The sequence below is a fragment of the Luteimonas saliphila genome, assembly GCF_016774335.1.
Taxonomy (GTDB): domain Bacteria; phylum Pseudomonadota; class Gammaproteobacteria; order Xanthomonadales; family Xanthomonadaceae; genus Luteimonas; species Luteimonas saliphila.
Window position 1 is genome coordinate 1 of record NZ_JAETWA010000031.1, and the last position, 18,248, is coordinate 18,248.

Genomic DNA, 18,248 nt, shown 5'->3' on the forward strand with positions numbered 1-18,248 from the left:
TGGTGATCGTGGACGATGCCACGCACGAACCGGTGGCGATCGAGGTCGAGCGGGCGATCTGTGGAAACGGCGTCAGCCGTGTACTGGATCGGCTTACGCTCAGCCGGGGTCTTCCGAAGGTGATCCGGACCGATAACGGCAAGGAATTCTGCGGCAAGGCGATGGTCGCCTGGGCGCACGAGCGCGGGATCCAGCTCCGCTTGATCGAGCCGGGCAAGCCGAACCAGAACGCCTATGTCGAATCGTTCAACGGCCGGCTGCGCGACGAATGCCTCAACGAGCACCTGTTCACCAGCCTGCTCCACGCACGCACGGTGATCGAAACCTGGCGCCGCGAGTACTGCGAAGAACGACCCAAGAAAGCACTTGGTGGCCTGACGCCAGCCGCCTATGCCAAGCAGCTAGCTGAATCCGCTACAGTGAACCCGGACTCCAGATCAGACCGCTACTGAAAGCGGGGGGACGTCGGTTGAACGTGATGTGGTGGTCAATCCCGATCGTCGCCGCTCTCGCGCTGAATGTCATTGTCAGTATCGTGGCCGCCAAAAGCCACTACCCCACGAAACGGCACCTGGCGTCCCAGCTCGTCATTGTCTGGCTGTTGCCGGTCTTCGGAGTGGTGGGCCTGCTACTGTTTGTGCGCAGCCAAAGCCCCTATGATCCGACCAGGGGCTTTGACCTGCTGTACACGCCTGGCGACGGTGGCCAGCCACAGCAAGGCTGGGTTCCGACGCCGTCCGACTTCGCGGGATCGGGAGAGGGTGGCTCAAGTGACTAGCGGCGCGCCCAACGATTCACTCGAGCCGACGCCGCTTCGCGGCGTAACTCAGGATTCGAGCCCCACATGACCAGCAAACTCGGCCTGACGAAAGAAGAGCGTGCGCTGGTCGCGCAGGTCGCCTCGGCGAAAGAGCCTCGCCTTCACCGACTATGGTTCTATTCGGCAGCGCTTGTGCCTGCCGTCGGCTTCGGTGTCTACGGCATCATCCATACGGACCTGGTCGCTTTGGCGCTGGGCTTCGCGGGTCTTGTCCTGTTCTGCTACTGGCGCCTGGCCAGCGAGTTCAGGGCGGCGCCGGTGTTCGATTCGCTCTGTTCGAAGATCGACGCCTTCGAGCGCGGCGACGGTGCCTAGCGGGTCATTTCAGCCGAACCCGTTTCGCGGCGCGGCGCAGCCCTGCGTTGGCGCGGCCTCACCGGCCTCTCGTCGTTTCGTTCATACCGTCTGTCCGGCCCCTCACCTTCTGCTGAACCGAACCTCGCCTCGAACTGTTACATCCTGTCCGCGAACCCCCTTGTGGAGACAAGCGATGAACGCATCGGCACTGGCAGCGGTGGCAGTCGTGGCCCTGATGGCATCTCCTCTTGCAATGACGCAGGCAAGGGCGGCGGATTCCGCCACGTTGAGCTTCAACCCGGACGGCAACGTCCTGGCGGGCTCGCTCTACGGCATCGATGCGGTTGACGGATATCCGGGAACGCTCGACAAGCGAGCCAGCGTTGAGCTTCCCGCAGGTCGCAGGACAGTCTGGTACTCGTGCCCGGCTGGCCCCCGATCGAAGGTCACACATGACTTTTCCTCAGGCGCCAGGTACGAGCTGGTCTGCAAACCCGGACAACTGGCTGAGATCAGGCAAGTTGCCGAGTGCTGACGGATGGTCCAGGCCGGTGTCGCTTCGCGGGCCGGCTGGATTCCGACGTCAGGCGGTCGACTTCATGCGTCCGGTTCAGCCTTGAACCCGAGCGGTGAACTCCATGGCCGCCGACTACACGCCCAATCACATTTCCGGAAGCGAACGCTTCATCAGTGTGCTTTACGCCGTGGTGATCATTGCCATCGGCGTACTCGGATTGACCACTGGCGACCTTCTGATCCCGGGCAGGCGGACCAGCGGTCCCACCGGCGTTGCGCTGCAGGGGCCGGCAGCCTGGGCAATGTATGCGGCCATGGTCTGCGCCTGCGCCGTGCTGCTTTCGGTGGTCGTCGACCACTACGATCGACGGGACAACGAGATCGACTATCGGCGCTTCGCCCGGATCGGCAAGGTCCTCGGGTGGTGCCTGTTCTTTCTGTCGCTGGCGTTTTACGCCTTCGGAGTCGGGGCGTGACGGTCCAGTGCATTTGGCAGCCGTGCCGGTTCCCGGTGCTCAGGCTGGGGAAAAGGGGATCTCACGCTGGTTCCCGGTCGCCCTGCACGGGAGATCGGATAGCGACAAGGCGCTGACACAGGGGCGGCACCCGGAGCCTGCGTGGCGTCTGTGCTGGCCTGATTCGCTGGGGCTTACCCTCCCGCTCCACCGCCGCCCACGGACTCGGCAGCGATCCCGGCCCGCGCGAGGAACTCGCGCACCAGCCGTCTCAACGCCTCCCCATGCCCGACGAGCAGGTGGCCGCCCGTGTCGTAGGCGACCAGCTCGGCGCCGGGGATCATGTCGGCGGCGAACTCGGCGGCGGGTAGCGTGTTGAACAGGTCGTCGCGGGCCGTGACGATCAATGCCGGCACGGCGATGCGTTCCAGTGGCGGCCGGGCCGCGTCCGGCTTGCTGTCGAGGTTGATCCCGGCCACGCGCCGGGAAAGCGGCTGGACATTGCGGACAACGTCGAGTACGGCGTCGCGTTCTTCGGGTGATGCCGTGTCCAGCAACGCGGGCTCCACCCCGAGGAAACGCACGAGCGTCGACGGTGCGATCTTCTCCACCGCCCACCAGGTGAAGTCGGCGCCGGCATTGACCAGCCGGAACGCCAGCGCGCTGCCGCGGCTGTCCTCGATCGCGACCGGGCTGTCGGGCGCATAGGTGCCGGGCACGATCAGGATCAGCGCCGAAACCCGGTCCGGATGTCGCAACGCCAGTTCGAGCGCCGAGCGGGCGCCGGCGGACACACCCACCACCACGGCCCTGTCCACGGCCAGCGCCGAGAGCAGCGCCGCATGGGCATCGGCCTGCGCGGACACGGAGGTATCGTCGGGCAGCGGCGTGCCCAGGTAGCCGAAGCGCGACGGGGCGATGACCCGGAACCCTGCGTCGAACACGTCGACGACATTGGCCAGGCCCTGGTCCCAGCCGCCGCCGGCGCCGTGGATCGACAGCACCGGCATGCCCCGGCCTGCTTCGGAATACTCGATCGGCCCTGCGGAGGTGGCCGCGACCGGAGCGCCTTCGACGGCGGCCCGCGCCTGCCGAATGTCGCTCCGATAGCCAACGAGTGCCAAGGCCAGCACGAGCGCCAGCACGGCGATAACGATCAACGACACCTTTCCGCTCCTTCGCATGCCCGTCTCCCGTTTTCGCTAGACCAGGACGGCGGCCGCCGGACGGCGGGGAGAGTACGGTAGCGTCGGCCCGTAGCCGAAACGCAGCACGAGATCCAGCCGCATTCCGGGCGCGCCGACGAGCGTGGCCAGTTCGGGGCGCAGCCGTGCCACCTCGATCGGCTGGTTGATGTAGGCGTGCTTGAGGCCGAGCGTGGTCGCCGTCAGCGTGAACCTCTGGCAGGCGCGGCCAACGGCGACCCAATGCGCCCTGTCTTCGCGCTCGGCGAAGAAGACCGCGACGCCCGCCGAGGAATCGATGTGCCTGGCGTACCTGTCGTTCTCGGCCTCGGCGGTGACGAAGGCATCGAAGGCGGGGCCGCCGAGGACATCCGGCAGCGCCGGATTGCCGGTGGCGCCCGAGTAGAGGCCGTCGCCCGTCGCCATGGCGCTGCGCGGACTGAAGCGCAACCAGGCCTCGAGTTCGGCCATGAAGGCGGGATCGCGCATCTGCGCATCGTTGCCGGCGACCACCAGGTCGCGCACCCGATCGATCTGCGCGCGATCGGTCAGGATGAGCATGCGCACGCCCGGCATCCGGGCGGCGAGTTGCAACGCCTCGAGGTCGGTGGCGGGAACGGAGCGGCCGTCGTAGAGCGCGCGCGTGGACTGCCGCCGCGCAATGGCAGCGAGCAGCGGTTCATGGTGCGATCGTGCCGGGGACCAGGCGTAGTGGATGCTGCCGTCTGCTTGCGGCGCCAGCGTGCCGGGCCGTCCGCTCGCGGCACCGGCAATGGCCAGGTTCTCGGCCGCGCAGCCGAGGCTGACGTACAGGTGGTGGTCGTCCGGATCGACGACGGGCGTGGCCCGCGACGGATCGGGCAGGATGTCGAGCGAATGCTCCCCGACCCGAAACCGCCACGGCTGGGTGTTGTGGCTGTTGGCGGCGAGCGTGGCATAGCGGACCAGATCCGCGATCCCCGCCTGCGCCGGCAGCGGTGCCCGCAACTGTTCGGTGTAGGCCTCGTAGCCGCCCCTGGTGCCGACCTGCGAACGCCAGCCAAGGATGCCCGCGCCCGCCAACACGGCGACGCCGCCCACTCCAGCCACTACGTGTCGACGTTTCATCGTGCCTCCTGCGGCCGACTCTACGCGCCTGAAGCGACATGTCGTTGACTTCGCTCAATGCCAGTGACCCCCTGGTAACGGTGGTCGGCGAGAACCAGGGGGCCACGAGGATGTTGCAGCGCAACGACATGGGACGTGTCGCACTGCGAAAGTCCTGCCGTTCAATGGTGCCGGCGTCGCATCAGCCGTGCGCTCCAGGGAATCACATCCCCATAACGTGACCGACGCTACTGGAGTCAAGTGCCCGCATGCGTATCGTAGGGCCACCTCCCCCACACGCCACAGGAAGCCCGGATGCGCCTGTCCTTTGCCGCCTTCGCCTGTTCCGCACTGCTGCTCACCGCCTGCGACGACGTCTTCGTCGAACCCCCCACCGAGAACGACAAGACGGAGAACGCCGAATCGGCGGCCTCCGCGCCCCGCCTGGCCGTGTCGCATCGCCCGCTCGCAAACCCCGCCGAGGCGACCGTCGCGCCAGCGACGACAACGCCCCCGCGCATCCCTGTCCGTGCACCGGCGAGTGCGGTCGCGGCCGAACGCGGTACCGGCGGCCGTGGGCCGCGCCGCCAGGTCATCGAACCCGATCCGCCGTTCCGAAGCACACCGGTCGTTACGCTCAACGAGCCCTGGGCGATGGCCTTCCTGCCCGACGGCCGCCTGCTGGTCACCGAGAAAGGTGGCGCGCTGCGACTGGTAAACCTGGCCACCGGCCAGGTCGGCACGATCAGCGGCGTGCCCACGGTGGCAGTCGGCGGCCAGGGCGGCCTCGGCGACGTGATCCTGCATCCGCAGTACGCCAGCAACCGCCGCATCTACCTGAGCTACATCGAGCAGAGCGGCGCGATCTACGGCGCGGTCGTGGTCCGCGCGCGGCTGAACCTGGATGCCGGCAACGGCGGCAACCTCACCGAGATCACCCGCATCTGGGAGCAGGCGCCGAAAGTCAGCGGCCAGGGCCACTTCAGCCACCGTCTCGCGTTCGATTCGAGCCGCAAACTGTGGATCACCTCCGGCGACCGGCAGAAGTTCGAGCCCGCCCAGGACATGGGCGTCAACCTCGGCAAGATCATCCGCCTCAACGACGACGGCAGCGTGCCCAGCGACAATCCCTTCTTCGCCCAGGGCGGCATCGCCGCGCAGGTGTGGACGCTGGGGCATCGCAACCCGCTCGGCATCGCCTTCGACGCGGAGGGTCGGCTGTGGTCGCACGAGATGGGGCCGGCCGGCGGCGACGAGCTCAACCTGATCCTACGCGGGCGCAACTACGGCTGGCCGATCGTTTCCAACGGCAACCACTACGACGGCACGCCGATCCCGAACCACAGCACCCGTCCCGAGTTCGAGGCGCCGAAGGAATGGTGGACGCCGGTGATCGCCCCGTCCGGGATGATCATCTACTCGGGCAACCTGTTCCGCACCTTCCGCGGCGATGCCTTCATCGGTGGCCTGGCCTCGCAGGCGCTGGTGCGGGTGCGCTTCAATGGCACGCAGGCGACCGAGTACCGGCGCTATTCCATGGGCAAGCGCATCCGCGAGGTGGAACAGGGGCCGGATGGCGCGATCTGGCTGCTGGAAGATGGTGCCGGCGGACGACTGCTCAGGCTGACGCCGCCGGGCTGACCGCTCCACCCTGCCGGGGCCGCGCCGCTGTCCTTCCGTGGCGCGGCCCCACGTTGACTGCAACGAGGGCGCCCCCGCGCCCACCTGCAGGCGGCGAGATGAAGCGGATCGCGATCTTCTGCGACGGCACCTGGAACAGTGCCGACCAGGCCAACGAGGGCGCGCCCTGCCCCACCAACGTCATCAAGCTGGCGCTGCGTACCGCGCAGCGCCACGGCGACGTGTCGCAGGTGGTGTATTACGGCCAGGGCGTGGGGACCGGAGGGTCGATCGACAAGCTCACCGGCGGCGCCTTCGGCAAGGGCCTGGACGACAACCTGTACGCGGCCTACCGCTTCCTGGTGCTCAACTACGAGCCGGGCGACGAGATCTTCCTGTTCGGCTTCAGCCGCGGCGCGTACACCGCGCGCAGCCTGGCTGGGATGGTGCGCAAGTGCGGGATCCTGCGGCTGCGCCACGCGCTGCGCTATCGCGATGCGATCGCGCTGTATTGCGACGACAGCCATCCCGACGAGGACCGCGCACGCAGCTTCCGCACGGAATGCTCGGTGACCCAGGGCGACCCCGTCCCGATCCGGTTCGTCGGGGTATGGGACACGGTCGGTTCGCTCGGCATTCCGGTGCGCGGCCTGCGTGCGCTGACCGCCGACAAGTACCGCTTCCACGACGTGGAACTGAGCGGAATCGTGCAGCACGCCTGCCAGGCGCTGGCGATCGATGAACGGCGGGCGCCGTTCGAGGCGGCCCGCTGGGCCTACAAGCCCAAGCCCGGGCAAACGGTCGAACAGGTCTGGTTCTGCGGCGTGCACAGCGACGTCGGCGGCGGCTATCCGATCGAGGAATCCGGCCTGTCGAACATCGCCCTGCAGTGGATGCGCGACAAGGCCACCTCCGCGGGCCTGGCCATCGATCCGGACGTCGATGCCACCTATCCACCGCGCCCCGACCCGATGGCCGCGCTGCACGTGTCGAAAAAGGGCCTATACCGGCTCACGCCCGGCAACGACCGGGTGATCGGCGTGGCTGCCGAGCCGACCGAACAGCCCGACGGCACCTCGTCCCGGCGTGATCCCACCCAGTCCCTGCATCCGAGCGTGCTCACGCGCTGGGACCGCGATGCGGGATACCGGCCCAGCAACCTGCGCGACTACTTCCGCACCATCGGCGACCCGCGCGGCGAAGGCTGAGCGCGGCGACGGGGCCGGATGTCGATCCGCAGGCGCCCGGATCGTCGTCCACGGATCCTGCCCCGGAGCCCCCGCATGAAGCCGATCCTCTACGCCCATCCCTTCTCGTCCTACTGCCAGAAAGTGCTGGTGGCGCTGTACGAACACGACACCGCGTTCGAGTACCGCCGCATCGACGAGGAAGCACACTTGCGCGAGCTGGCCGTGCGCTGGCCGATGCGGCGCTTCCCGATCCTGGTCGATGGCGGGCGGACCGTGATCGAGGCCAGCACGATCATCGAGTACCTGCAATGGCGCTACCCCGGCGAATTGCCGCTGATCCCGGACGATCCCGACGCCGCGATCGAGGTGCGGATGATGGATCGCGTGTTCGACAACTACGTCTCCACGCCGCAGCAGAAGTGCGTGTTCGACGCAGTGCGCCCTGCCGGGGTGCGCGATGCGCACGGCGTGGCCGAGGCGAACGCGATGCTCGACACCGCCTACGCCTGGCTCGACCAGCGCCTGGCCGGCCGCACCTGGGCCGCAGGCGAACGGTTCAGCCTGGCCGACTGCGCGGCCGCGCCGTTCCTGTTCTACGCCTACTGGACGCATGCGATCCCCGAGCGACACACGACGCTGCTGGGCTATCGGAAGCGACTGCTCGCACGGCCCTCGTTCGCGCGTGTGGTCGACGAGGCGCGCCCGTTCCGGGAGTTTTTTCCGCTGGGCGCGATCGGCGACGAGTAGGCGTTCGCCGGTCGACGTGATCGCCGGAGCACCTCCTGTCTAGCGGCAGATGCGCGCGGGTCCGCGGTCGAAATGGAAGTGGTCCGCATGCGCGGCGTTGTAGTCCGGGCCCAAGACCGCATCGAACCAGTCGCAGGCGCCATCGCGGGCCGCGCGCAGGAACGACGCTTCGGCCGACACCTCGGGGGCTCCGGGCGGCGCTGTCGCGATCGAGCCGGCCTCGTTCGCCTGCCAGTCGCCGAGCACGCGAATCCGGCGTCCGTCCTCGAATACGAAGCCGGCGATGTCGAAGGCGTCGGCGGTCGCGTGCTGGCTGCGGCGTCCGCCCTCCCGGCCGTAGAGGTTGCGGCAGGAATACGAGCCGAAGTGCTCGATCCTCGAGACCCTACCGCCCATGTGCGCCTGCGCCGCCTGCTGCAGCGCGTGCCGCTCCCACATCGCCAGCGAAAGCGCCGCCCGGCAGCTCAGCGTGAACGCTTCGCCCACCGCCACGCTGGTGCGCGTGATGCGCACCGCGTTGTCGAAGCCGCAGCCGGGTCCCGTGCTGCGGTCCTCGACCGGCTGCAGGCGCAGCACGGCCTGCGCCAGCGCGTCCCGGCAGGCGACACGGTCGGCAGAGGTGCGGTCGAGCTTGAAGCGGGTCAGCAGGTTCGGGGCGTCGTCGATGCGCAGCGGCGCCCAGGGATTCCACCGGTCGGGGATCCGGATCGCGTCGGACGACAACGTCCACGCCAGCAGTGCGATCAGCAGCAGGAACAGCAATCCGCCGTAGCGGCGGCGTGGCGGGGCCGTGGACATGCGCCAGATGATCGCGCGCGCCCACACAAGCGTGCGTGAGGGACGCCGGTCTGCGACCGATGCATCGCACGCCCCAGCAGCCGATGCGCAATGCGCGCGGGCATGTCCGGGAACTGAACCGCACGCGCCGATGATGCGGTATTTCACCGGCGATTCGCAGCGCCTTCCCCAGCATGGGCCGCACCCGAACACGACCCGGAGGCCGCGGCATGAACATCAGACCGATCCACGCGATCGCCACTGCGACGCTGGCGCTCGCCACCATGGGTGCCGCCCAGGCACAGACTTACGGCGAGCAGGACGAAGGCCGTCGTTTCAGCGATGGAAGCCGCGTGGTCTGCGAGGACGTCGAAGTCGAGCGCGGCAGCAAGGACCCCAACCGCATCGCCGGTACCGCGGCAGGCGCGGTGATCGGCGGTGTCGTCGGCAGCCAGATCGGCAGCGGCAAGGGACGCGACCTGGCGACGGTGGGCGGCGCGATCGCCGGTGGTGCCGTTGGCCGCAAGGTGCAGGGCGATCGGCAGGAAGCGCGCGGCGATCGCGTCGTCGAACGACGCTGCGAGCGCGTCTGGCGCTGAAGCCCGCTCGCAACCCGTGGCGGCGGCTTTGGGCATGTTCCGCCGCCAGGTGAGCTGCAGAACACCAGATCCGTTCGTCAGCTAGACAGCGTCTGAAATAAATGTCATTTCGAGCGCAGCGAGAAGCGCTTCACAACAGCGAAGCCGGTCAAGCCATGCGCTTGATTTCCCTGCGCTTGATTTCCCCTAGATTCTCACTGCGTTCGGAATGACAATCCCGCCTTGTTCAGGTCCTCCCTGCAGCCTGCAGGGCGGCACTGCAGGTCCTTGTTGGCGGGGTCGCCTACGCCGTCCGCGCCTTCCACGCCTTGAGCAGTTCCGCCTCGCGCTCGCGGCTGATGCCGGCTTCGAGTTTCGCCTGGCGCTCCGGGGGCAGGCTTCGGAACCACGCCAGCAGGTCTTCGACCGTGGTGGCGAGCGGGCGGAACGTAAGCCCCGCGGCGATCGCGCGTGTGTTGTCGACCGCACCGTAGCCGCCATAGGTCGCATGGGTGCGCGATACCCAGATCGGCAGGCCCACCTGCTGCTCTTCCAGGAAATCGGCCGGCACGTGCGTGAAGGCGACCGGGCCGCCCGTGACGGCATGGCAGCCATGCACCATCGCGTCGGTACTCAGCGCATAGTCGGGGCCGCAGGCATTGAAGGTGCCCGTCGTGCCCGCCTCGGCCAGGCGGATCATCCACTCGCCCAGGTCGCGGCCGTCGATGATCTGTACCGGATCGCGACCGTCGCCCGGCACCAGCACCTCGCCGCCCTGGGCGATGCGGTGCGGCCAGTAGGTGAAGCGGTCGGTGTCGTCGCGCGGGCCGACGATGTAGCCCGGACGCACGATGGTGGTGCGCGGGCCGAACTGGCGGCGCGCCTCGGCCTCGCTCAGTGCCTTGAGCGGACCGTAGAGGTTGGCGATGTCGGCCATCAGGCTTTCGCGCGTCTCGGCCATCGCGTCGGCGCCGCGGTACGGCGCGAGCGGTGCATCCTCGGCGATGCCGGCCTTCGAGCCATCGGCATAGACCGAGATGGTCGAGATGAAGAGGTAGTGCCCGACGTTGTCCTTCAGCACCTGGCCCGCGTCGCGCACCCAGAACGGCAGCGAGGTGGGGTTGTCGATGCAGACATCCCACTTGCGGCCCGCCAGCGCGGAAAGGTCGCCGGTGTTGCGGTCGCCGTGCAGCTGTTCCACCTCGCCCGGCCATTCGGGCGACGGGCGCTTGCCGCGGTTGAACAGCGTCACCTGGTGGCCGCGGGCCAGCGCGTACTGCACCTGGAACGGGCCGGTGAAGCCGGTGCCGCCGAGGATCAGGATCTTCAGCGGGCGCTGCGCGCGTTCGATCGCGGTCGAGGCGGTCGGCGACGCGTTGGCGATCGCGGGCAACACGGTGGACGCGGCGGCGAGCGCGCCGAGCTTGAACAGGTCGCGGCGGGAGGTGCGCATGGTGGTGTTCCCCTTGATGTGCATGCGTTCTAGCACCCGCTGGAGGCGCCGGCCCATGCCGGAAGTCCGGGGGGCTGCGCTGCGGCCAGTCCCGGCATGGCCGTCGCGACCCAGGTCGCGGACGGCCAGCGCCCGCGCGGCCGGTGACATATCGCCCTTGGGTCCGTCTTCGGCGCGCTGCAACCGCTGGCGCGAAGGTCGCACCCGGGCGTCCCGTGCGTTGCAAGCCGCCAGAAACGGCAAGCCTGGAACGGCCAGATCCAGACCAAGTGGTCTAGACAAACCGTTCTAGACGGGTTAGCGTGGCAATCGTCGCCCCCCACCGGACACAGGTCCCGCATGGCCCGCAATCCACTCCCCAGACCCACCGCCGCGGAGCTAGACCTGCTGCGCCTGCTCTGGCGCCTGGGCCCGTCCACCGTCAAGCAGGTGCACGAGGCGCGCCTGCGCGAGCGCCCCGATGCGACCTACGCGACCGTACTGCGCTTGCTGCAGGTGATGCACGGCAAGGGCCTGCTCAGGCGCGACGAAAGCCAGCGCTCGCACGTCTATGCCGCGGCGCAGGCGCGTGGCCCGCTGCAGACGCGGTTGCTGGACGAACTGATCCACAAGGCCTTCGCCGGCTCCGGCAAGGACCTGGTGATGGCGGCCTTGCGCGGTGGCCGGGTCAGCGACGCCGAACGCGAGGAAATCCAGCGCTTCCTCGAGGAGACCCGGGATGAATGAGTTCGCCGCGCAGCTCGTGCCTGCGCTGGCCATGGCGTTGCTGCATTTCCTGTGGCAGGGCGCCCTGGTCGGCCTGCTGGCGTGGCTGGCGCTGGTCGCCCTGCGCGGCGCGCGCCCGCAGGTTCGCTATGGGGTGGCGTGTCTCGCCCTGCTGGCGTGCGCGGCTGTGCCGGCCTGGTACGTGTTCGACGCGATCGCCAACGCGCGCGCGCCGGCCCTGTCGCATGCGGCCATGACCGCGCAGGACGGCGGGACGTGGCGAATGGCGATGCCCCTGCCCGATGCGGGCCTGGCCGCGACCCCTGCCACGCTCTCCTGGATCGTGGCGCTCTGGGCGGCGGGATGCGCGCTGCTGTCGCTGCGCATGGCGATGGGACTGCTGTGGGTGCAGCGGCTGCGCGAAGGCGGTTCACCTGCCGCAACCGCCTGGCAGACGCGCATGGATGCCCTCGCCTCGCGCCTCGGCCTGCGACCGGTTCCGCTGCGCATCGTCGATGCGGGCGACAGCCCGGCGACCATGGGCTGGTGGCGCCCGGTCGTGCTGCTGCCCGCGGCGGTGCTCGCGCGCATGCCGGTCGATCTGCTCGAAGCGCTGCTCGCGCACGAACTCGCCCACGTACGCCGCCGCGACTACCTCGTCAACCTGCTGCAGGGCGTGGTCGAGGTCCTGTTGTTCTACCACCCGGTGGTGTGGTGGTTGTCGCACCGCATCCGCCAGGAGCGTGAGCTCGTCGCCGACGATCTCGCCGCGGCCGCCCTCGGCGATCCGCGCCGGATGGCGGTCGCGCTCGCCGAACTCGATCGCATCGCGATGCCGCGATCGTCTTTTCCCCTGGTCCAATTCGCGCAAGCCGCGCACGGAGGTCACCTCATGTCCCGCATCCGTCGACTGGTCCGTCCCGAACGCCGCAGCCCCGGCAGCCTGCTCGCGCTGCCGGTACTGGTCCTGCTGGCCACCGGTGCCGCGTTCTATGTCCACGCCGGCAAGGTGGATGCGCTGGCCACGACGCCCGCCTCGATCGCGCAGGCGGTCGCTGCCGCCGCGAGCCCATCCCCCGCCCCGTTGCCCGCTCCCGCATCGGATCCGGCCGCGGCCACGGACGCGGCGCGCAGGACGAGCGCCCGCGCCGATCGCGAGGACGGATATGCGCTGGTCCGCGAGGGCGAGGACGGCTTCTCCATGTCCGGGCACGTCGCCGATGCCGACGCCATCGGCTTCGCGTCGCGCGCCATCGACGGCGATTTCCTGTGGTTCCGTCGCGACGGCAAGGCCTGGATCGTGAGTGACACCGACACCGTCGCCCGCGTCCGCGGCGCATGGCAGCCGATGGCACCGCTCCAGTCGCAGATGCGCATGCTCCAGGGCAGGATGCAGCCGCACAGCGACCGCATGCAGGCCCTGTCCGCCCGCATGCAGCCGTTGCAGGCGCAGGCCGGCACGGAGTCGGCCGAGATGCGGGCCGCGGGCGCGCAGATGCAGGTGCTTTCGAGCCGGATGCAGGACATCGCGCAGGAACAGGCCGCGCTCGCCCGGCGCATGCAGGCGGGCGATCCGCAACGGCTCCAGTCGGAAATGGAAGCGCTCGATGCGCGCCAGCGGGCACTGCACCGGGAAATGGACCGGCACGCGTCGATCCTGGAGGCCGAGGGCCGCCGCATCGAGGCCAGCCACGCACCGATGCAGGCGCTGGCGCGCGAGATGGAGGCCGAAGCGGAGCCGATGGAGGCCATCGGCAAGGACATGGAAGCGTTGGGCGCGCGGATCGAACAGGCGGCGAAGGTGGCCGATGGAAAGATCCGCAGGATCATCGACGATGCCTGGGCACGCGGACTGGCGACGCCCGCGCCCACCGCGCAGTAGATCGCGCGAACGAAAAGCCGGCGGCCGGGTGGCCGCCGGTCCGGCGGGGACTCAGACGGCCGCGGTCACCACGATCTCGACCTTCCACTCCGGCCGCGCCAGCCTCGCCTCGACCGTCGCGCGCGACGGCGCATTGCCCGCGACCACCCAGGCGTCCCACGCGCGGTTCATGCCCGCGAAATCGGCGATGTCGGCCAGAAAGATCTGCGCGCGCAAGATCCGGGACTTGTCGCTGCCGGCCTGCGCCAGCAGCGCGTCGATCGCTTCGAGCACCTCCCGGGTCTGGGTCTCGATGTCGGCGCCATCGGTCTCGGGAACCTGGCCGGCGAGGTAGACCACGCCGTTGTGGATGCTGGCCTCGGACATGCGCGGGCCTGCGTCGATGCGCTGGATCATCGGAAGTTCCTGCGGAAAGGGAGCCGGCACGATAGGGCAATCGCGCGGACGCGTGAAGCAGGTCGAGGCCGGGCGGCGCAGACGCGCCGTGGTCGCCGTGTGGCTGTGAATGGCGCGCGGGCGCACGCTGCGACGGAATCGCCGGTGGCGATGCGGGCGGCGGTGCCTTTCCGGCGCCACGATATGCACCGCGTGGCAAGTGCATGACAGCCGCCAGCCGCCGCGCCATCCTGTGCGGCCCTCCCGGCGTCGACGGTCGACCGCTCCATGCCCGAACTCGAACTGCGCGCCATGGTCCACCTGGTGCTGCACGCGGCGGTGCCGCTGGCGGTCGCCCGCCTGTTCTGGCCCGCGCAGTGGAAACGGGCAGCGCTGTGGATGCTGGCCGGCTGGGCGATCGACATCGACCACCTGCTGGCCGACCCGGTGTATGCGCCGGGTCGCTGCAGCATCGGCTTCCATCCGCTGCATACCTGGCCGGCGATCCTCGCCTACGGTGCGCTGGCCATCCCGCGACGGACGCGCTGGTTCGGTACCGGGCTGCTGATCCACATCGCGCTGGACGCGATCGACTGCCTGCTGATGTGAGATGTCGCGCAGGCCGGCCTTGCGCGATGATCGTGCCGGCGGCCACCCGGGAGACAAGCGCATGCAACTGGTTCTCGTCGGCGCCACCGGCCTGGTCGGCCGCCACGTGCTGGCGCTCGCACTCGCCGATGCCCGCGTGCGATCGGTGCTCGCACCCACGCGCACGCCCCTGCCGGCGCATCCGCGCCTGCGCGCGCCGACCGTCGATTTCGACGACCTGCCGCAGACGCCGGGCTGGTGGCGCGCCGACGCCGTGGTCTGTGCCCTGGGCACCACGATGCGCGTCGCTGGCTCGCGCGAAGCCTTCCACCGGGTCGATCACGACTATCCGCTGGCCATCGCCCGCCTGGCCCATCGCGACGGCGTGCCCGGCTTCGTGCTCAATTCGGCGAAGGGCGCGCATCCGCGCGCGCCGTTCTTCTACTCGCGGACCAAGGGCGAGCTGGAGCAGTCGCTGTGCGCGATCGGCTTCGACTCGCTCACCTTCGTGCGCCCGGGCCTGATCGGTGGCGAACGTGCGCAGCCGCGCGCCGGCGAGCAATGGGCCGGACGGCTGCTCGCGGCCCTGCATCCGGTGTTGCCGCGAGGCTGGCGGATCAATCCGGCGGTCACGATCGCGGCGCAACTGCTGGAGGCGGCGATCGCGCGGCGTCCGGGCGTGCACGTGGTGGAATCCGGCGCGCTGACCTGAGTTCGAGGGCAGATATCCGGCATCGCCGGGAACTCGCCAGGTGAGTTCCCTGGAGCAGTCGGCTTGTCGGCCCCTCGCCTCACGCCTGGCGAAATTTCCGGCCCCGTTCCGCTCCGCCGCACCCTCATCCGGCGCTTCGCGCCACCTTCTACCGGGGAAGAAGGGAAGGTGTCGCCGTCGCGATCTCGTGTCCACGACGCAATCCCGCCAGTCCGGCACCGACCGGACTGGCGGCATGCGCGTCACCAGATGCGGACGCGATCCTCAGGCGCGATCCACAGCGCATCGCCTTCGCCCACGCCGAACGCCTCGTACCAGGCATCGATGTTGCGCAGCGGCGCGAAGGCGCGGATGTGCCCCGGCGAATGGGTGCCGTTGACCAGTTGCTGGCGCAGCGCATCGTCGCGCCACAGCGTGCGCCACACCTGCGCCCAGCCCAGGAACAGGCGCTGTTCGCCGGTGAAGCCGTCGATCACCGGCGCCGGCTTGCCGTCGAGCGAGCGGCGGTAGGCCTCCAGCGCGATGCTCAGCCCGCCCAGGTCGCCGATGTTCTCGCCCATCGCCGTGCGGCCATTGATGTGCATGCCCGGCAGTTGCGGAAACTCGTAGGCCTCGTACTGGGCGCCGAGCTTCGCCGCCTGGGCCTCGAACTTGGCCGCGTCCCCGGCCGTCCACCAGTCGCGCAGCACGCCTTCGCCGTCGGACTTGCGGCCCTGGTCGTCGAAGCCGTGGATGATCTCGTGGCCGATCACACCGCCGATGGCGCCGTAGTTCACCGCCGGGTCGGCGTCGGGGTCGAAGAACGGCGGCTGCAGGATCGCGGCCGGGAACACGATCTCGTTCTTGACCGAGTTGTAGTAGGCGTTGACGGTCTGCGGGGTCATCCCCCACTCGGCCTTGTCCACCTGCTTGCCCAGGCGCGCGCGACGGTACTCCCACTCGAACAGGCGCGCGCGCATGGCGTTGCCGAACAGGTCGCCCTGGCGCACGTCCAGGCCGCTGTAGTCGCGCCACTCGTCCGGATGGCCGATCTTCAGGCCGAAGCCGGCGAGCTTGGCGCGCGCCTCCGCCTTGGTGTCCGCGCTCATCCAGTCCAGCGCGTCCAGGCGCGCGCCCATCGCCAGCTTCACGTTGGCGACCAGGTCGTCCATCTTGGCCTTGGCATCGGGCGGGAAATACAGCGCCACGTAGTCGCGGCCGATCGCCTCGCCCATCGCGCTTTCGACGAAGGACACGCCGCGCTTCCAGCGCTCGCGCGGTTCGGGCTGGCCGGACAGGAACTTCTCGCGGAACTCGTAGTGCGCGTTGGCGAAGGCGTTCGACAGCAGCGGCGCCATGCCGTCGGTGACGTGGAAGGCCTGCCAGGCCTGCAGGGTGGCGAGGTCGGCGTCGGCGAAGATCGCGGCCATCTTCGGGATCGCGCTGTCCTGGCGCACCACGGCCACCGGGGCCTGGTCGACGCCGGAGGCGGCAAAGTACGCGGCCCACGGGAAGCCCGGCGCGACCCGGTCGAAATCGGCGAGCGCCGTGGGGTTGTAGGTCTTGTCGCGGTCGCGGCTCTCGGCCCGGGTCCAGTGCGCCTGCGCGATCCGGGTTTCCAGCGCCATCACCGCTTCGGCATTGCCCTGCGGGTCGTTCCAACCTGCGAGTTCAAGCAGTTGCGCGATATAGCTCAGGTAACGCTCGCGCTGCGGGGCGAAGTTCTCGCGCAGGTACATCTCGCGGTCGCCCAGGCCCAGGCCCGACTGGCTCAGATACAGGGTGTAGCGGTCCGGATCGCGCTGGTCGTCCGACACGAACAGGCTGAACATGCCGCCGCCGAAGCCGCCGCGCGCGGCGATGACGCCTGCCAGCGCGGCCTCGTCCGGCGTCGCCTTCAGTTCCGACAGGAACGGCTGCAACGGCTGTCCGCCGAGCGCCTCGACCGACGCTTCGTCCATGAAGCCCTGGTAGAGCGAGGCGATCTTCGCGGCATCGCCGCCGCTCGCCGGGTCGCCCTTCGGGTAGCTCTCCACCAACGCACGCACACGCGCTTCCGACAAGTCGCGCAGTACGCGGAAGTTGCCGTAGCTCGACTGGTCGGCCGGGATCCGGGTGGTCTTCGCCCACTGGCCGCTGGCATAGGCGAAGAAGTCGTGGCCCGGCGAAGCGCTGCGGTCCATGCCGGCGGTGTCGAAACCCCAGCTGCCATAGCGCCTGGCGGCGATTGTTTCCCCGCCGGCGCCGGACCCGCCGTCGCCCGCGATCGCGACCCGCCCCTGGAGGTGGCAGGCGTCATCGAGACACTGTGGCGGTTCGTGCGCGGTCAGCGGCGCCGCCGCTGCGCAGGCCAGCAACGAGGCCGCATACATGATGTTTTTCTTCAACTTTAAGCTCCAAGCCAATGATTTTGAAAAACCGCGGTAACGGGCGTCTCTTTCGCGGCAAGGATACCGAGGCATGTGCGTCGACACCCGGGCCAAATGGCATGGCGCACACGGCGTCCGAGTTGCCTGCGGACCTGCGATCGGCTCCTGCCGGCAGCGCGGGCGTCGTCTCAGGCTTACAACGCGCATCCGGCTCGCCGCGGCTGAATCGGAGGCGCTTGCCGGGGACGCGCCGGAGCGTATGCCCGGGGCATCGGCCGGCGCGGGCAGGAGGCCGCGGTGCACCGGGTCCCGGGCGGACGGGCCGCCTGGCCGTACGCACCTATGGTTCGACCGGAGGTACCAGGCGTTCGTGCCACTGCGGGATCATCATCAACGCCGCGCTGCCGTACCACGCGTGGTACTCGGGCACCATTTCGCCCTCGACCACGACCGGGTCGGTCTCCGCCAGCGCCTTCGCCTCGTCGAGGCTGTCCACGGCGAATACGTACAGCCCGCGCCAACCCTCCGGATGCTCGACGAAGGGTCCGGCCAGCGCCAGCTGGCCTGCGTCCGAGAGACGCTTCATGTTGGCGAAGTGCCCGGCGAACATCGCGTCGCGCCGGGGGCCGTCCGGCATGCGCCGCGTGCCGGTCCTGAGGATCACCAGCACGTAGCGGCGCATGCCGCGTTCGTCCGCGCCGACGCGTGCCGCCAGCGCGGCGTCGTGGCCTGCAGGCTTCTCCATCGCAGCCGCGGGGGGCGCCGCGGCGAGCGGCAGCGAAGCCGGCAGCAACAGGGCCAGCAGGAGAGTCTGCAAGGGCATGGCGGGACTCCGGCGACGGGTTCCACGCACTTTAGATCCGCCGGGTGCGATGCGAGCGCGTCGTCGGACGGACGGCGTCGGTCTTCCCGGGC

General features: G+C 69.4%; 20 protein-coding genes. 13 read left to right on the forward strand and 7 right to left on the reverse strand.

What is annotated here, in order from left to right; all coding sequences use genetic code 11:
* The 5 genes from JMO03_RS07760 to JMO03_RS07780 all read left to right on the forward strand — a co-directional run.
* Positions 1 to 452: integrase core domain-containing protein (locus tag JMO03_RS07760; protein ID WP_202841847.1), on the forward strand; the 452-nt coding region annotated here is incomplete at its 5' end.
* A gap of 17 nt (positions 453 to 469) precedes the next feature.
* Positions 470 to 778: a hypothetical protein gene (locus JMO03_RS07765; RefSeq protein ID WP_202842202.1), complete on the forward strand. Its 309-nt coding sequence runs from the start codon at positions 470 to 472 to the stop codon at positions 776 to 778.
* A 66-nt stretch (positions 779 to 844) separates the two neighbouring features.
* Positions 845 to 1,135 carry a hypothetical protein gene (locus tag JMO03_RS07770; protein ID WP_202842204.1) on the forward strand — a complete coding sequence of 97 codons (291 nt, stop codon included), beginning with the start codon at positions 845 to 847 and terminating at the stop codon, positions 1,133 to 1,135.
* A 175-nt stretch (positions 1,136 to 1,310) separates the two neighbouring features.
* Positions 1,311 to 1,652: a hypothetical protein gene (locus JMO03_RS07775; RefSeq protein WP_202842206.1), complete on the forward strand. Its 342-nt coding sequence runs from the start codon at positions 1,311 to 1,313 to the stop codon at positions 1,650 to 1,652.
* Positions 1,653 to 1,755: 103 nt separating this feature from the next.
* Entirely contained in the window at positions 1,756 to 2,109 is a 354-nt protein-coding gene (locus JMO03_RS07780) for a hypothetical protein (RefSeq protein ID WP_202842208.1), read from the forward strand.
* Positions 2,110 to 2,282: 173 nt separating this feature from the next.
* Here JMO03_RS07780 and JMO03_RS07785 read toward each other — a convergent pair whose 3' ends face one another.
* Both JMO03_RS07785 and JMO03_RS07790 read right to left on the reverse strand, forming a co-directional pair.
* A complete protein-coding gene (locus JMO03_RS07785; RefSeq protein ID WP_202842209.1) occupies positions 2,283 to 3,233 on the reverse strand; it encodes an alpha/beta fold hydrolase in 951 nt (316 codons plus the stop codon).
* A gap of 57 nt (positions 3,234 to 3,290) precedes the next feature.
* On the reverse strand, positions 3,291 to 4,379 hold the full coding sequence (locus JMO03_RS07790) for an Acg family FMN-binding oxidoreductase (protein ID WP_202842210.1): 1,089 nt from the start codon (positions 4,377 to 4,379) through the stop codon (positions 3,291 to 3,293).
* A gap of 294 nt (positions 4,380 to 4,673) precedes the next feature.
* On the opposite strand from JMO03_RS07790, the gene JMO03_RS07795 reads away from it, so the two are divergent.
* The 3 genes from JMO03_RS07795 (at position 4,674) to JMO03_RS07805 (ending at position 7,915) form a co-directional block, all read left to right on the forward strand.
* A complete protein-coding gene (locus JMO03_RS07795; protein ID WP_202842211.1) occupies positions 4,674 to 5,999 on the forward strand; it encodes a PQQ-dependent sugar dehydrogenase in 1,326 nt (441 codons plus the stop codon).
* 98 nt (positions 6,000 to 6,097) lie between these two features.
* Positions 6,098 to 7,186, forward strand: coding sequence for a DUF2235 domain-containing protein (locus JMO03_RS07800; protein ID WP_202842212.1), 1,089 nt, complete (start codon positions 6,098 to 6,100; stop codon positions 7,184 to 7,186).
* A gap of 75 nt (positions 7,187 to 7,261) precedes the next feature.
* Entirely contained in the window at positions 7,262 to 7,915 is a 654-nt protein-coding gene (locus JMO03_RS07805; RefSeq protein ID WP_202842213.1) for a glutathione S-transferase family protein, read from the forward strand.
* Positions 7,916 to 7,954: 39 nt separating this feature from the next.
* On the opposite strand, the gene JMO03_RS07810 is transcribed toward JMO03_RS07805, so the two are convergent.
* The gene (locus tag JMO03_RS07810; RefSeq protein ID WP_202842215.1) at positions 7,955 to 8,713 is read right to left on the reverse strand and encodes an extensin-like domain-containing protein; all 759 of its coding nucleotides are present in this window, start codon (positions 8,711 to 8,713) and stop codon (positions 7,955 to 7,957) included.
* A 209-nt stretch (positions 8,714 to 8,922) separates the two neighbouring features.
* Here JMO03_RS07810 and JMO03_RS07815 point away from each other — a divergent pair, with 209 nt between their 5' ends.
* Positions 8,923 to 9,291, forward strand: a complete 369-nt coding sequence (locus tag JMO03_RS07815) for a glycine zipper 2TM domain-containing protein (protein ID WP_425491812.1) — start codon at positions 8,923 to 8,925, stop codon at positions 9,289 to 9,291.
* A gap of 283 nt (positions 9,292 to 9,574) precedes the next feature.
* Here the strand turns inward: JMO03_RS07815 and JMO03_RS07820 are convergent, their stop codons facing one another.
* The gene (locus tag JMO03_RS07820) at positions 9,575 to 10,723 is read right to left on the reverse strand and encodes an NAD-dependent epimerase/dehydratase family protein (protein WP_202842220.1); all 1,149 of its coding nucleotides are present in this window, start codon (positions 10,721 to 10,723) and stop codon (positions 9,575 to 9,577) included.
* A gap of 339 nt (positions 10,724 to 11,062) precedes the next feature.
* On the opposite strand from JMO03_RS07820, the gene JMO03_RS07825 reads away from it, so the two are divergent.
* Both JMO03_RS07825 and JMO03_RS07830 read left to right on the forward strand, forming a co-directional pair.
* A complete protein-coding gene (locus JMO03_RS07825; RefSeq protein ID WP_202842222.1) occupies positions 11,063 to 11,449 on the forward strand; it encodes a BlaI/MecI/CopY family transcriptional regulator in 387 nt (128 codons plus the stop codon).
* The gene (locus JMO03_RS07830) at positions 11,442 to 13,310 is read left to right on the forward strand and encodes a M56 family metallopeptidase (RefSeq protein WP_202842224.1); all 1,869 of its coding nucleotides are present in this window, start codon (positions 11,442 to 11,444) and stop codon (positions 13,308 to 13,310) included. Before JMO03_RS07825 ends, JMO03_RS07830 begins: the two co-directional genes overlap by 8 nt.
* A 51-nt stretch (positions 13,311 to 13,361) precedes the next feature.
* On the opposite strand, the gene JMO03_RS07835 is transcribed toward JMO03_RS07830, so the two are convergent.
* Positions 13,362 to 13,706 (reverse strand): RidA family protein, encoded by a 345-nt coding sequence (locus tag JMO03_RS07835; protein ID WP_202842225.1) that lies wholly within the window; start codon positions 13,704 to 13,706, stop codon positions 13,362 to 13,364.
* Between the two features lie 267 nt (positions 13,707 to 13,973).
* On the opposite strand from JMO03_RS07835, the gene JMO03_RS07840 reads away from it, so the two are divergent.
* Both JMO03_RS07840 and JMO03_RS07845 read left to right on the forward strand, forming a co-directional pair.
* Positions 13,974 to 14,294: a DUF6122 family protein gene (locus JMO03_RS07840; protein ID WP_202842227.1), complete on the forward strand. Its 321-nt coding sequence runs from the start codon at positions 13,974 to 13,976 to the stop codon at positions 14,292 to 14,294.
* A gap of 61 nt (positions 14,295 to 14,355) precedes the next feature.
* Positions 14,356 to 14,985 carry a Rossmann-fold NAD(P)-binding domain-containing protein gene (locus JMO03_RS07845; protein WP_202842229.1) on the forward strand — a complete coding sequence of 210 codons (630 nt, stop codon included), beginning with the start codon at positions 14,356 to 14,358 and terminating at the stop codon, positions 14,983 to 14,985.
* Positions 14,986 to 15,227: 242 nt separating this feature from the next.
* On the opposite strand, the gene JMO03_RS07850 is transcribed toward JMO03_RS07845, so the two are convergent.
* Positions 15,228 to 17,351: a M13 family metallopeptidase gene (locus tag JMO03_RS07850; protein WP_238345992.1), complete on the reverse strand. Its 2,124-nt coding sequence runs from the start codon at positions 17,349 to 17,351 to the stop codon at positions 15,228 to 15,230.
* 322 nt (positions 17,352 to 17,673) lie between these two features.
* A complete protein-coding gene (locus JMO03_RS07855; protein ID WP_202842233.1) occupies positions 17,674 to 18,156 on the reverse strand; it encodes a YciI family protein in 483 nt (160 codons plus the stop codon).
* Positions 18,157 to 18,248 lie beyond the last annotated feature (92 nt).

Excerpts from the sequence above, each read along its gene's own strand:
- JMO03_RS07835 (WP_202842225.1), bottom strand. The coding sequence starts at position 13,706 with ATGATCCAGCGCATCGACGCAGGCCCGCGCATGTCCGAGGCCAGCATC.
- JMO03_RS07770 (WP_202842204.1), top strand. The coding sequence starts at position 845 with ATGACCAGCAAACTCGGCCTGACGAAAGAAGAGCGTGCGCTGGTCGCG.
- JMO03_RS07780 (WP_202842208.1), top strand. The coding sequence starts at position 1,756 with ATGGCCGCCGACTACACGCCCAATCACATTTCCGGAAGCGAACGCTTC.
- JMO03_RS07820 (WP_202842220.1), bottom strand. The coding sequence starts at position 10,723 with ATGCGCACCTCCCGCCGCGACCTGTTCAAGCTCGGCGCGCTCGCCGCC.
- JMO03_RS07855 (WP_202842233.1), bottom strand. The coding sequence starts at position 18,156 with ATGCCCTTGCAGACTCTCCTGCTGGCCCTGTTGCTGCCGGCTTCGCTG.
- JMO03_RS07775 (WP_202842206.1), top strand. The coding sequence starts at position 1,311 with ATGAACGCATCGGCACTGGCAGCGGTGGCAGTCGTGGCCCTGATGGCA.
- JMO03_RS07800 (WP_202842212.1), top strand. The coding sequence starts at position 6,098 with ATGAAGCGGATCGCGATCTTCTGCGACGGCACCTGGAACAGTGCCGAC.
- JMO03_RS07845 (WP_202842229.1), top strand. The coding sequence starts at position 14,356 with ATGCAACTGGTTCTCGTCGGCGCCACCGGCCTGGTCGGCCGCCACGTG.
- JMO03_RS07805 (WP_202842213.1), top strand. The coding sequence starts at position 7,262 with ATGAAGCCGATCCTCTACGCCCATCCCTTCTCGTCCTACTGCCAGAAA.
- JMO03_RS07810 (WP_202842215.1), bottom strand. The coding sequence starts at position 8,713 with ATGTCCACGGCCCCGCCACGCCGCCGCTACGGCGGATTGCTGTTCCTG.
- JMO03_RS07830 (WP_202842224.1), top strand. The coding sequence starts at position 11,442 with ATGAATGAGTTCGCCGCGCAGCTCGTGCCTGCGCTGGCCATGGCGTTG.
- JMO03_RS07795 (WP_202842211.1), top strand. The coding sequence starts at position 4,674 with ATGCGCCTGTCCTTTGCCGCCTTCGCCTGTTCCGCACTGCTGCTCACC.
- JMO03_RS07815 (WP_425491812.1), top strand. The coding sequence starts at position 8,923 with ATGAACATCAGACCGATCCACGCGATCGCCACTGCGACGCTGGCGCTC.
- JMO03_RS07790 (WP_202842210.1), bottom strand. The coding sequence starts at position 4,379 with ATGAAACGTCGACACGTAGTGGCTGGAGTGGGCGGCGTCGCCGTGTTG.
- JMO03_RS07840 (WP_202842227.1), top strand. The coding sequence starts at position 13,974 with ATGCCCGAACTCGAACTGCGCGCCATGGTCCACCTGGTGCTGCACGCG.
- JMO03_RS07825 (WP_202842222.1), top strand. The coding sequence starts at position 11,063 with ATGGCCCGCAATCCACTCCCCAGACCCACCGCCGCGGAGCTAGACCTG.